The following is a 12,234-nucleotide window of genomic DNA, read 5'->3' on the forward strand; positions in this document are numbered from 1 at the left end:
CCCCCGCGCCGAGGGGACGGCCATCAGCAGTTCGTAGTCCTCCCCGCCCGCCAGCGCCCCCTCGGGGCCCAGCTCCCGCCGCACCGCGGCCGACATCGGCAGCTTCGCCAGCTCCACCTCCGCGCGCACACCAGACGCGGTGCACAGGTGACCCAGGTCCTGTGCAAGACCATCGGAAACATCCAGTGCCGCGGATGCGAAGCGCCCGGCGAGCTGGCCCAGGGCGACGCGCGGTTGGGGTCGGCGTTGGCGTTGGACGCTGGCGCCGCGCTTCACCCCGGCGCGCAGGTGGGCGAGCCCCAGCCTCGCGTCGCCGAGCGTGCCGGACACGTAGAGCCAGTCACCGGGCCGGGCCCCCGCGCGGGTGAGCGGAGGGCGGGAGAGCTCGCCGGTGGCGGTGATGGTGATGGACAGCTCGCGCGCGGAGGTGAAGTTGCCGCCCACCAGCGCCACGCGGTGCTCGCGGGCGAGCGCCGCCATGCCCCGGGCGATGCCCGACAGGTGCGCGGGAGGGAAGTCCCTGGGCAGCGCGAGCGCGCAGACGAACCAGCGCGGCGTGGCGCCCATGGAGGCCACGTCCGAGAGGTTCACCGCGAGCGCCTTGTGGCCGATGTCCGCGGGGGAGAAGGACGCGCGGGTGAAGTGCACGTCCTCCACCACGGCGTCGGTGGTGACGCACAGCGCCCCGCGCGAGGGCGCGAGCACCGCGCAGTCGTCCCCGGGGCCCACCGGCACCCGGGCCTTGGGGAAGTGGCCGAGGAAGCGGCGGATGAAGTCGAACTCACCAGGCATCGTCCGACAGCAAAGACCAAGGGCGCGTCTATTGGAAGACGCTGAGACCCACGCCGGGCACCTCGCCCCCGTGCAGCCAGGTGGCCACGGCGTCGCCCCGCGCGCCCGCGGCCACGTGCGCAAAGCCCGTCTGTGCGGAGGTCTCCGTGTCGAGCCAGGTCGCGGGTCCCCAGCCTCGGCCGAGGACGTAGCGACTGGCGGCGATGCGCCGGCCGCCCTCGACCTCCTGGGTCCAGACGGCGAGCGACTCCCACGCGCTCACCGACACCACCCGCGGGTCCAGGGCGACGAGCCCCTTCGGAGGGGGAGCCATGTCCTCGCGCGGACGGAAGCCGCGGGTGAAGTCGAAGGGCCGGCTGGACAAGCGGGTGACGCCGTCGCGCGCGCGGGGCCAGACCACCAGGGTGCGTCCCTCCCGCTCCGCGGTGGCCTGGGCCGCGCCGGAGCTGCCGAGGACCTCCTCCAGGCGCTCGGGCGAGGACCAGCCCGAGCCGGGCACGAAGCGCCGCGCCCACAGCTCCACCTCCACCTCTCCCAGGCCGCTCCACAGCGCGAGCGCCGTGCCGCCCGGCCCCGCCACGGGCTCCGCGTAGAAGCCGTCCACGCCTGGAGGGCTCAGGCGCTCCGCGGCGCTCCAGCCCTCGGCGGGGGTCCACCGGCTGAACCACGCCACGGGGATGCCCTCCAGCTCGTCGAAGCGGTCCCACCCCACCACCACGTGGCCATCCGAGCTCACCGACACCCGAGGCGCCAGGGAGAAGCCCGGCACGGGCGTGTCGATGCGGCGCGCGGGCTCCCAGCCCGTCGCGGGCGAGCCGCGGGTGGTCCAGACGTTCTCGCTGAACGTGTCGCCGTCGAACTGCGTCCAGATGACGGTGAAGCCGCCCGCCGCGTCCCGAGCGAGCTCCAGGTGCGTCGCGTCTCCCAGGGGATGCGCCAGCACGCGGTCCGCCTTGCTCCATCCCTCGCCCGGCACGTGCCGCGCGGACCACAGCTGCGTCGCCGTCGAGCCCTCGCTCTGGAGCCACATCAACAGCACGCGGCCCTCGCCGTCGGCGACGACCTGCGGCTGCCGCACCCGGAGCTCGTCGTCCGGGAGCTCGCGGAAGAGGTCCACCTTGCGCGCGGAAGACCATCCCGTGGTCGGCGTGTACTCGCTGGCCCACAGCCACGCGTCGAGTCCGTCGTTCTCGGTCCACACCGCCATCGCACGGCCGGACTCCGTCACGGCCACCCGGGGCGTCGCCACCTCCAGGCCCGGAGTCCCCACGAGACACGGCGTGGCCCACCACGAGCGGCCCGTCAGGTCCACCGCGGCCCGCGCCGATGGCGCCACGGACGAGAGCCCCGTACGAGCACTCCACGCCTCGAGCCGCTCGGAAGTCCCCGCCCGCGAGAGCTCCGCGTGAGTTCGCCACGAAGCGAAGTGCTCGGGCGCCTCCACAGACAACGCGCGTGCGCGCACCTCGCCAGCCCGCCACGCCTCAGGCGACCCCGACGACGACGTGCGCGCAAGCCCCGCTCGGGCGCTCCCCGCCTCGAGCCGCTCGGGCGCTCGCGCCCCCACCGACGACGACGTGCGCGCAAGCCCCGCTCGGGCGCTCCCCGCCTCGAGCCGCTCGGGCGCTCGCGCCCCCACCGACGACGACGTGCGCGCGAGCCCCACGCGGGCCCTCCACGCCTCGAGCCGCTCGGACGCTCGCGCCCCCACCGACGACGACGTGCGCGCGAGCCCCACGCGGGCCCTCCACGCCTCGAGTCGCTCGGGCGAGCGCACCCGCAGCGGCACCTGCCCTGGCCTCCCGGGCTCCACGGCGGCGGGACGCTCCGGACAGAAGCCCGGTGGCGGTGGCCGGGGCGGCCCGTCGCCGCAGGCCAGCAGGCCCATCACCAGCACGCTCATCACCACCGTGTTCCGCATCCGTGCTCCTGTCGTCACCAGGTTGTCTCTCGTGCCCACCCAGCCAGAACGCCCCACCGGCGCAAGCTGCGTCGGTGGGGCGCTGGTGCTTCGTTCCTCGAAACCGCGAACTAGCGCTGCCCCGCCACGAACGCGGGGGCCAGGGCGTAGTCCTTGTGCCACGAGGCCGGCAGGCGCTCGAGCGTCTCGCGCGAGTCCGCCACGGGCGCCGTCAGCTCGCCCTGCATCGCGTTGTCACCCACGCGGAAGCCGTTGGCGAACATCGTGTTCGCGTGCTTCCCCGCGCGCGCCAGCTCCTCGGGCGTCCCCAGGCTGAAGTTGTAGACCTTGCCCGTGTACTTCTCGCGCGTGACGGAGGTCAGCGTGGCCACGCCCTCGCGGGTGCTGACCTGGTCCGCCACCTTCAGCTTGCCGGCCGCCAGCGGCCTGCCATCCGCCATGATGACCGGGTGCTTGTCGGTCAGGCTGACCGCGTGACCCTTGTCGTCACGCAGGTTCACCATCGCGTCGCGCTCGCCACCCACCTGGACGTCGCGCACGGTGAGCGTGTCACCCTTCGCGTTCGTCACGATGCGCTGGCCGCGCTTCACCGACTCCACCGGGACGACGCTGCCATCGGCCAGCACCACCTGGGTGCCCTCCGCCATGCAGGAGTTCCACACCTGCACGCCATAGCGATAGCGCGAGTCGGACAGCATGCGCACCGTCACCGAGGCCGGCGTGTTCGCCGCCGTGCCGCAGTTCACCTTGGTGCTCACCGTGATGACGTACTCCACCGGCTGGTTGATGATGGTCTGCATCGCGCAGTTCTCGACACCCGTGCCCGCGATGGACGTCTCCCGCGTCAGGTCCGCCAGCAGCGTCACGTTCGCCGTCTGGCTGTTGATGGAGCTGGTGAGGAAGGGCGTCAGGTCCGCCTGGCTCATGCAGGTGCCGCCCGTGATGGGCTTGACCAGGCGCACCTTCGAGCCCGGGAGGATCTCCTTGATGACGCAGGCGATGCCGTTCTTGCTGCCCGCGTTGAAGGTGAACTTGGTGGGCACGTAGACGTGGCTCCAGTCCCACGGGCGCGTCAGGGGGAAGTTGTTGCTGGCATCCCCCACCCACGAGGCCGTCACGGCGGGGTTGCGCAGCGCGATGCTCGTCGGGGTGTTGGCCCCCGAGGGCGCCAGCGTGGCGCCCACCGCGGCGTAGTCACAGTCGATGCCGCCGCGCATCTGGCACAGCTCCGTGTTCAGCTTGCCGCTGTTGGGCACCGACAGCCGCGGGTGCTCGAGCGCCAGGTCCGCGCCGCCCGTCGTCGTGCTCGACTGGCCGCGCACGAAGGTGACGACCTCCTCGCCCGTGTTCTCGTTCATGGCGATCATCATCGAGTCGAGGATGACCTGCCGGTCCTGGTTCACCGGGATGGCCGGCCGCACGATGACGTCGTCGAAGCTCTGGCCGGCCGCGTACTCCTCGCCGGAGGCCGAGTCCACCACCGTCGTCTGCGTCTCCGCGTTGTTCGCGTTGAAGGCGACGATGTCCGTGTACACGTAGCTGGCGCCGTTGAGGCACGCCGCCCAGGGATTGCTCTCGTAGACGCGCACCGAGCCGCTGGTGACGCCGCGGGTCAGGTTGAGGAAGTGGTCACAGCCCCAGTTGTTGGCCAGGGGCGCCGCCTGCGTGCCCGCGGCCTTGTGCGCCAGGGCCTTCCTCTGCGCCAGCGCCAGCCGCTCGAAGAGCCGGGGCGCGTTGGCCACCGTCTTCCCGGAGCCGCGCAGGCGGTTCATCACGAAGCGGTACTGGGCCGGGTCGGCCAGGTCGATGGCGATGCTCTCGCCACCGGCGCCCCGGGTCTTCTCCTCGAAGACGCGGCGCATGTACTGCGAGTCCTCCACCAGCGTGGCCCCGTCCAACCCCCGGTCCGGGGAGCGCAACGGGCCAGCCCAGGCGGACGTCGCGAGCGCGACGAGCGGCAGGGCCGCGGTAACGGGCACCGAGAAACGCGAGCACGGCTTCATGTGTAACCCCCTCTGCTGCAGTGGACTGCCGACGACAACCACACCGACGACACTCAGACCTGCGTGTGGACCGCTGCCCCCCCAGGGCGGGCCTGTCTGCCGAAAGGCCCGCGCATGACCGCCACGGCGAGGCGTCCCGACGGGCGCGGGGGTGCGACGACCGCCCGCCGGGACACCAGGAGTCGCTGACTACTGCGCGTTGCAGGCCAGGCCGCAGACGTCCTGCGCCGCCTCCACGCAGATGACGTCCCAGGAGCCCGAGCAGCAGAACGGGTCGCCCTCGCACACCGCCGCCGCGCACGGCGAGCAGTGGGTGGCGATGGGGTTGCCCGGGTTGCACACGTTGTGGCACGGGCGCGGGCGGCTCAGGTACTCCTCCAGGACGGCCTTCCTGTGCGGCAGGAAGACGTTGGTGAGCGCCGGGGAGATGCGGAAGCGCGTGCCCTCGGGCCCCTCCTCCGTCAGCTCGCTCACGTGGGTGAAGCCCAGCGAGGCGGGCCACACCACGCCGCCGCCCAGGTTGTTGCCGTTGCTCAGGTCGTGGCAGCCCGCGCACGACAGCGCCTTGGCGCGGGACACAATCTGGTTGGGCGTCAGCGTGCTGCCGATGCGGGTGAGCTCGTTCTGGATGAGCGTGCGCAGCGCGGAGGCGTTGTTGCCGAAGTGGAAGGTGTAGTTGTTCTCCGTGCCCTGCGCGTCGGACTGGCCCGCGTTGAACTGGTCCTGCACGTCCATGTTGAAGAGGTTGATGTCGTTGCGCGCCAGCGCCTCCACCTGGCTGGCGAAGAAGAAGCGGAAGTCCTCCGCCCGGGCGTGCGTGGACGTCGGGCTGAACAGCGGGCCGAACGGGTTCACCTTGTCCGTGGAGAGGATGGCGCGCAGCGACGTGCACGTGCCGGCCAGACACGTCTTCTGCAGCTTGAACTCACGCAGGAGCCAGTTGGCCTGCATGAACTGGTTGGTGCGAATCTGGCCCGCGACCGTCGCCGGGTCCGCGCCGTAGTTGTCGATGTGCACCACCGGCCGGAAGCCCGGCAGGCCCTGCAGGTAGAACGCCCGCAGCTGCTGGGTACGCGAGGCCACGTCCGGGTTGGTCGTCAGCCGCTGCCAGAACTCCGCCACCGGCAGGCACCCGTCCAGCCCCTCGTCCTGGTGGGGGTTGGGCAGCACGGCCTCGAAAATCATGAAGTTGCGCTGGCCGGCGTTGGTCTCTCCGGACCTGCGCGCGAAGACGATGCGGTACTCGCCGCAGTTGGAGCCGTCCGCGGGCGCCAGGTCGAAGCGGTTGAACAGGCCCACCGCCCGGTAGCCCTGCGTCGCGACGTTGAACGGGTCCTGGCCCGCCTGGGCGCCCTCCGCGTTGCGGCACTGGTACGGGAAGCTGTTGAAGACGGACTGCGAGCCCGACATCTGGTCGTTGCAGTGCTGGTTCGGGTTGATCTGCCCAGGCGTCGGGTTCTGCGTGTCCCAGAGCTGGCGGTAGAGCTTGAGGCCCGTCATCCCCGCCACGCCGCTCTGCACGGCGAGCTGGTCCATGACCTCGCGCAGGGAGAAGTTGTTGACGATGGCCGTCTCGGTGACGACGAGCGAGCGGAACGTGTTGACCGTCACCGTGTTCATCGCCGACTTGTCGCCGGAGGCGAGCAAGAGGCCGATGCCGCCGCGCTCGGAGTGCAACGGCGCGGGCCGCGCGGCGGGTGGGGCCTCGGCCTCCACCACGTCCTCCTGCGTGCTACAGCCGGCGAGAGCCAGAATCGATGCCAAAGCAAGACACGAGCGCCGGATGCGCTTGTCCATATGCTCCCCCTCTTCGGATTGACACAACTGGTTTCACCACGTCTGTCCAGCGCGCGCCCTTATGAAGCATTCAACAAATATTTACAAGACAGAATCGGATTCACCACAAATCCCACCCAGCCATCCATGCGGGTGCTCTACGGAATTTCCACGACATGTGAGGACTTGACCCCGGGTGCGTCAAGACTGCACACGCAGGCGCATTCAACGGGACGCACGCGGCGTCGGGCGCGGACGCGCCAGGTCCCGAGCGAACACCCGGGCCCGCGTCCCGGACGCACGCGAGGGCGCGTCCGGTGAGTACGCGAGACATGTGTCAGGGGGTTGTCCGCGGGCAGGCGCACGCGACGGGGCTCGGGGCCACACGTCCAGACGCCAACAGCATACATGCCCGCGAGGGCTGCATCTGTAATTTTATGACAGGGCTAATCGCTGACAGTCATTCAACGCGTGGCGTCGGGCGGGAGGCCACGGTGCGCAGCGCGGTGGTGAGGCCCGCCCACCACAGGCCCATCATCGCGAGGAAGGCGGCGACGTCCTGACCATGTCGCACGGGGTGGTCGGGGCGCAGCGACTCCCAGCCGCGGTGCTCCAGGACGACGCGGGTGCCGCCCTCGGCGGACTCGAAGCGCACCTCCACCTCGGTGAGCTCGCCGGGCGCGAAGTTCCTGCCGCGCCACTCGAAGCGCAGGTGGTGGCCGGGCACCCACGCCAGCACGCGGCCAATCTCGAAGACGCCCTCGGCGTCCGCCTCCACCAGCCGGCCTCCGGCGCCGCCCTCGAAGCGCACCACGCTGTCGGGCGAGCGGGAGCCCCGGAAGCGGGGCCCCTTGCGCCACCAGAGGTCGGTCTCTTCGGTGAAGACCTCGAAGGCCACCTGGGGCTCCAGGGCGAGGAAGGTCGTCACGCGTGCGGTCTGCGGCGTCGTCATCGCGGGGCCTCGAGGCTCAGGTCTTCTTGCGGGTGCGTTCGGCGTGGGCCTTGAAGGCGGAGAGCTGGTCGCTCCAGAAGGACTCCACCTCGTCGAGCCACGCGCGCAGCTCCCCGAAACGCTCGGGGCGCAGCCGGTACACCTTCACCCGGGCATCGTCCTCGATGGCCTCCTCCTCCACCAGCCCCGTCTTGCGCAGCACGCGCAGGTGTCGGGACATGGCGGGCGCGGACATGTCGAAGGCGGCGGCCAGCTCGCCCGCGCGCCGGGGCTCCTCGCGGAGCAGGTCGATGACCCCTCGACGGGTGGGGTCGGCCAGCGCGGCGAAGGTCTCATCCAGGCGACGGGCGGCTCCCATGGCGTCAGCCCTTGGAGGACATCCGCTGGGCGAACCACCAGGAGTGGCCCTCCAGGTCCTCGGCGCCGTAGCCCCGGTCCGTCCAGTAGTCCTCGCCGTAGTCCGTGGTCTTCGGCTCCTGGGTGATTCGGGCGCCCGCGGCCTTGGCCCGCGCGCAGTGCGCGTCCACGTCATCCACGTACACCATCAGGTAGCACGCGCTCGTGGCGCCCGTCGTGCGGCCCGGGAACTTGGGGGTGACCGAGTTCACCAGGATGACGGCCTCGCCGTACACCAGCTCCGAATGGACGATGATGCCCGGCGCGCCCTCCACCTTCAGCCGCGCCTGGAAGCCGAAGGCCTTCTCCAACCAGTCGATGGCCTTGGGCGCGTCCTCGTAGAACAGCCCGGGACTGATGCGTGAGAACCCCTCGGGAACCGGCTTCATGGCGTGTCTCCTTGGCGAACGAGTCGTTAACCGCTGGGACAATATTTAACGCCGTCGTTAATCATCCGCAAGCGCGACGAGCACGGCGAGGGGCGCGGCTCGCGAAGCGTGTGGAAGGCCGGCCGGGCCCTCGGTGGGGCTCCGGCCGGGGGTGCGCGGGGAGCGGCGCGCGCTAGACGAACAGCATCGGGTCGAACTCGTCCACGTTGACCGGCAGGAGCCGGGGCAGCGGGCGCTGGAACACCTTCGCGTTGAGCTCCAGGTCGACAATCTTGAGGCCCGCGGGGACCAGGTCCCGGAAGCGCTGGCTGACGTACTCGCGCAGGCCGAGCACGGCCACCTGGCGCTTCTCCTCGAGCATGGGCTTGAGGGCCTCGGCGAAGTCACCGCCGTCGTGGCTGGCCAGGCCCACGGCCGCCTTGGGCCGCTGGGTGCGGATGGTCTCCAGGAGCTTGAGGATGCCCAGGTCCACCACCTTCTGGTCCGGACGTCCGTAGAGCAGCGCCACCTCGCAGCCCGCGGACTTCAGCGCGCGGATGAAGCCAATCATCACGTCGGGCAGCTGCTCGCCGCGCGCGTTGAGCACCACCACGCAGCGCACGGGCGCGGGGAAGTACGTCTCGCAGAAGGCGACCAGACGGTCGAACTGCACGCGGTCCTGCGACTCGGGTTTACGGCCGACGACGTTGGAGACGGCCCAGTCGATGTTCTCCGCATCGATGAGCACGTAGGAAGCGGCGGAAGGACGTCCGGTGAGCATGGGCGCGGACAATACGCCCGGGCGATGCCTTCCGGGGGGATTGCGTGTGACACGTCCACGACGCGCCACGTCCCGCGCCCGGGAAGGCACGGTCCCGGTCGACCTCCCGCGTCAGAAGCGGTCGGGCCCCGGGGGGAGCTCGGGCACGGGCGCGGGGGCGGCCAGCAGGCCGTGCTCGGGGATGGGCGGCTGCATGGGCAGCACCACCGTGAAGCGCGAGCCGCGTCCGAACTCGCTCTCCACGAACACCTTGCCGCCGTGGCCCTCCACCAGGCTCTTCACGATGGCCAGGCCCAGCCCCGCGCCGCCGTGCTCGCGCGTGGAGCTGCCGTCCACCTGGTAGAAGCTCTGGAAGATGCGCTCGAACTGGTCCTCGCGGATGCCCACGCCGGTGTCCTCCACGCAGACGCGGTAGCCGGTGAGGCCCAGCGCGTCCTGGACGCCCGCCTCCGACATCACCACCGACACCCGCCCTCCGGACGACGTGAACTTCAGCGCGTTGGCGAGCAGGTTCACCAGCACCTGGCGCAGCTTGTCCGCGTCGCCCGCCAGCCGGGGCCTGGGCACGGGCGGCAGGCGCACCTCCAGCTCCACGCCCTTTCTCTGCGCCTGGGGCAGCACGCTGGAGACCGCCGTCTGGATGACGCTGGCCAGGTCCACCGGCCCCACCGACAGCCGCAGCTTGCCGGCTTCAATCTGGCTCAGGTCGAGGATGGACGAGATGAGGTTGAGCAGCGACTCGCCCTTCTCGACGATGGTGCGCACGTAGAGCAGCTGCTCGGGGTTGAGCACGCCGGCCAGGCCCTCGGCCAGCATCTCCGAGTAGCCGATGATGGACGCCAGGGGCGTGCGCAGCTCGTGGCTCACCGTGCCCAGGAAGGTGGACTTGAGCCGGTCCAGCTCCTTGAGGCGCGTGTTCACCTGGGCCAGGCGCGAGTTCTGCGCCTCCAGCTCGCGGTGCGTCTCCAGCATCGCCTCGATGTGCAGCTGCGTCGTCAGGTAGGTGCGGTGGCCGCTGGCGACGAGCGCGGCGAGCACCTGGCCGAAGTGCGTCAGCACCTGGACCACGGTGCGCTCGGGCGCGCGGCGCACCTTGGACACCAGCTCCTGGGCGCGCGTGAGCTCCAGCGCGGGGATGTCCGTGAGCGTGTCCGGGAAGTCGCCCAGCTCCTCGGGGGTGAAGGGCCCCAGGATGACGCGGCCCAGGAAGTCGCCTTCCCAGCGCACGGGCATCACCAGGTAGCGCAGGCCGGTGAAGCACGGCAGCGCGATGAGGCCCGCCTCCTCCGCGCCGTCGCCCTGGGCCACGCGCGCGCCGTTGAGCGGGACGACGGGGCCGTCCTTCACGCGCGCCACGGTGGCGGTGCAGCGCGAGCGGCCGTCCGGGAAGGAGAAGACGTACGCGCAGAAGTCGCCGTGGCCCACCTTCACGTCGGCCAGCTTGGTGCCGCGCGCGTCGAGCACCTTGATGCCCACGCGGTACAGCTCGCTGAAGCTCTTCACCACCTCCGCGAACGACGGGAGGTCCAGCATCTCGCCCAGGGACAGCCGGCGCTGGAGGACGGACTCGCGGCGCGAGCCCTCCGGGGGCGCGCTGCCCTGATAGCCGCTCATCGCCCGCCCCCCACCTGCTCGTCGCGGGTGACGGCGGCGTAGCGCCCGGCCAGCGCGGTGCCCGCCAGGTCCATGCGGCCGAAGACCTGGGACAGGAACTCCGCCTCGGTGAGGCCCACGTTGCGCGCCAGGTGCGCGCGCGCGTCCAGCCGCCGGTAGGCCGCCTGGGCCACGGCGTGGAAGGTCTCCAGCACGCCCTCGCCCTTGAGGGCCACCGCGCCCACCACGGCCTCGCCGCCGCGCTTGCGCGCCTCCTCCAGCTCCGCGTCCGTGCGCGCGTCGGGCAGGTCCCGCTTGTTGAACTGGATGACGACGGGCACCTGCGCGGGGTCCAGCCCGTTCTCCTTCATGTTGTCCTGCAGGTTGCGCCAGTAGGCGTTGTTCTCCGCCGTCGCGCTGTGCCGGCTGTCCGCGATGAACACCACCGCGTCGGCCCCCTGCAGCACGATGCGCCGGGTCGCGTTGTGGATGACCTGCCCGGGCACCGTGAAGAGCTTCACCTTCACCTTGAAGCCCGAGGACGTGGAGAAGAAGACAGGCAGCAGATCGAAGAACAGCGTCCGGTCGTCGTGCGTGTCCACCGTCAGCAACCGCCCCCGGACCTCCGGGTACGCGCGGGCGTGGAGCTGACGCAGGTTCGTCGTCTTCCCGCTGAGTCCGGGACCGTAGTAGACGATCTTGAGCGTCAGCTCGCGCTGGGCGTGGTTCAGTTGCAAGGGGTGCTCGGGCAGGCGGAGTCGAGGGGAGGAGAGGCCAGCCCTCCGGTGACGACCAGGGTTTTTATAGTGGGAACGCCTGCTTCGCGGAAGGCCGGCCGGATGGCGGCCGTGGAAGCGGGGCCTGTGCCCTGGAATGGCGCCGGCGAAGGTGGGGTTGACCCGAATCCGACCCTCTCGTGCCAGGGGGAGGCAAACTCCTCACTTGAGAAGACAATGTGCGCGGAATCACCGCGTGCACCGGTGGCGGGGGTGCGGTTAGGATCGCAGCGCGACGGAGGAGATGGCGATGACGATGAAGCAGGTGGACCCGGGCGTGGAGATGGCCCCAGCCCCGGTGCTGGATGTGGTGGGCCTCCCCAACGACCTGATGGCGGCGGTGAAGTTCACCCTGCCCACCGACGAGGACATGACGGCGGTGGCGGCCCTGCGCGCCAGCTCCGAGCCCTGGAAGAGCCGGGGTGAGACGCAGGAGGACAGCCTCAAGGCCCTGACCCAGCTCAAGCCCTTCATCCACGTGGCCCGGCTGCAGAGCCAGATCGTCGGCTACGTCACGGTGGAGCGCGACGGCCCGGTGCCCGGCGCCGCCTACCTGCGCAACATCGTGGTGAAGCCGGAGTTGCGCAAGAAGGGGCTGGGGATGGTGGTGCTGGAGCAGGCGCTCCGGGCCGCGCGGGACATGTACCGCAAGACCATTGCCCTGCGCGTGGACCCGTCCAACGCGCCCGCGGTGGGATTCTACCGCAAGGCGGGCTTCACCACCGTGGCCACGGTGGTGTCCAAGAAGTCCGGCAAGCTGCGGCTCCTGATGTCGCGCGAGCTGTAGTCCCGCGCCGTGGCGCACCTGGCGGGAGGCCGCTTGCCTCCCGCCCTCGCTCCGAGCGGGCCCTCAGGGGCCCCGGAGCCCCCTCCCCC

General features: G+C 71.0%; 11 protein-coding genes. 1 reads left to right on the forward strand and 10 read right to left on the reverse strand.

The features are described from left to right. The 10 genes from thiL to FL311_RS34450 all read right to left on the reverse strand — a co-directional run. A partial coding sequence (gene thiL, locus FL311_RS34405; RefSeq protein WP_141331924.1) for a thiamine-phosphate kinase occupies positions 1-792 on the reverse strand: 792 nt, incomplete at its 3' end. 28 nt (positions 793-820) lie between these two features. Next, on the reverse strand, positions 821-2,713 hold the full coding sequence (locus FL311_RS34410; protein WP_141331925.1) for a hypothetical protein: 1,893 nt from the start codon (positions 2,711-2,713) through the stop codon (positions 821-823). A gap of 110 nt (positions 2,714-2,823) precedes the next feature. Further along, entirely contained in the window at positions 2,824-4,716 is a 1,893-nt protein-coding gene (locus FL311_RS34415; RefSeq protein ID WP_141331926.1) for a Hint domain-containing protein, read from the reverse strand. Between the two features lie 189 nt (positions 4,717-4,905). Next, entirely contained in the window at positions 4,906-6,513 is a 1,608-nt protein-coding gene (locus FL311_RS34420; protein ID WP_141331927.1) for a hypothetical protein, read from the reverse strand. Between the two features lie 439 nt (positions 6,514-6,952). Next, a complete protein-coding gene (locus FL311_RS34425) occupies positions 6,953-7,444 on the reverse strand; it encodes an SRPBCC domain-containing protein (RefSeq protein ID WP_141331928.1) in 492 nt (163 codons plus the stop codon). A gap of 16 nt (positions 7,445-7,460) precedes the next feature. Beyond that, complete coding sequence (locus FL311_RS34430) at positions 7,461-7,802, reverse strand: helix-turn-helix transcriptional regulator (protein WP_046716510.1); 342 nt, start codon at positions 7,800-7,802, stop codon at positions 7,461-7,463. Between the two features lie 4 nt (positions 7,803-7,806). Beyond that, positions 7,807-8,229 carry a VOC family protein gene (locus tag FL311_RS34435; RefSeq protein ID WP_141331929.1) on the reverse strand — a complete coding sequence of 141 codons (423 nt, stop codon included), beginning with the start codon at positions 8,227-8,229 and terminating at the stop codon, positions 7,807-7,809. 172 nt (positions 8,230-8,401) lie between these two features. Next, entirely contained in the window at positions 8,402-8,989 is a 588-nt protein-coding gene (locus tag FL311_RS34440) for an NYN domain-containing protein (protein ID WP_046716512.1), read from the reverse strand. A 111-nt stretch (positions 8,990-9,100) separates the two neighbouring features. Further along, positions 9,101-10,603 (reverse strand): ATP-binding protein, encoded by a 1,503-nt coding sequence (locus tag FL311_RS34445; protein WP_141331930.1) that lies wholly within the window; start codon positions 10,601-10,603, stop codon positions 9,101-9,103. Next, positions 10,600-11,319: an ATP/GTP-binding protein gene (locus tag FL311_RS34450; protein WP_141331931.1), complete on the reverse strand. Its 720-nt coding sequence runs from the start codon at positions 11,317-11,319 to the stop codon at positions 10,600-10,602. The genes FL311_RS34445 and FL311_RS34450 overlap by 4 nt, the downstream gene beginning before the upstream one ends. Before the next feature lie 289 nt (positions 11,320-11,608). Here FL311_RS34450 and FL311_RS34455 point away from each other — a divergent pair, with 289 nt between their 5' ends. Continuing rightward, on the forward strand, positions 11,609-12,145 hold the full coding sequence (locus FL311_RS34455; protein ID WP_141331932.1) for an N-acetyltransferase: 537 nt from the start codon (positions 11,609-11,611) through the stop codon (positions 12,143-12,145). Positions 12,146-12,234: the final 89 nt, after the last annotated feature.

The organism is Myxococcus sp. AB025B (assembly GCF_006518215.1).
Classification (GTDB): Bacteria; Myxococcota; Myxococcia; order Myxococcales; family Myxococcaceae; genus Myxococcus; species Myxococcus fulvus.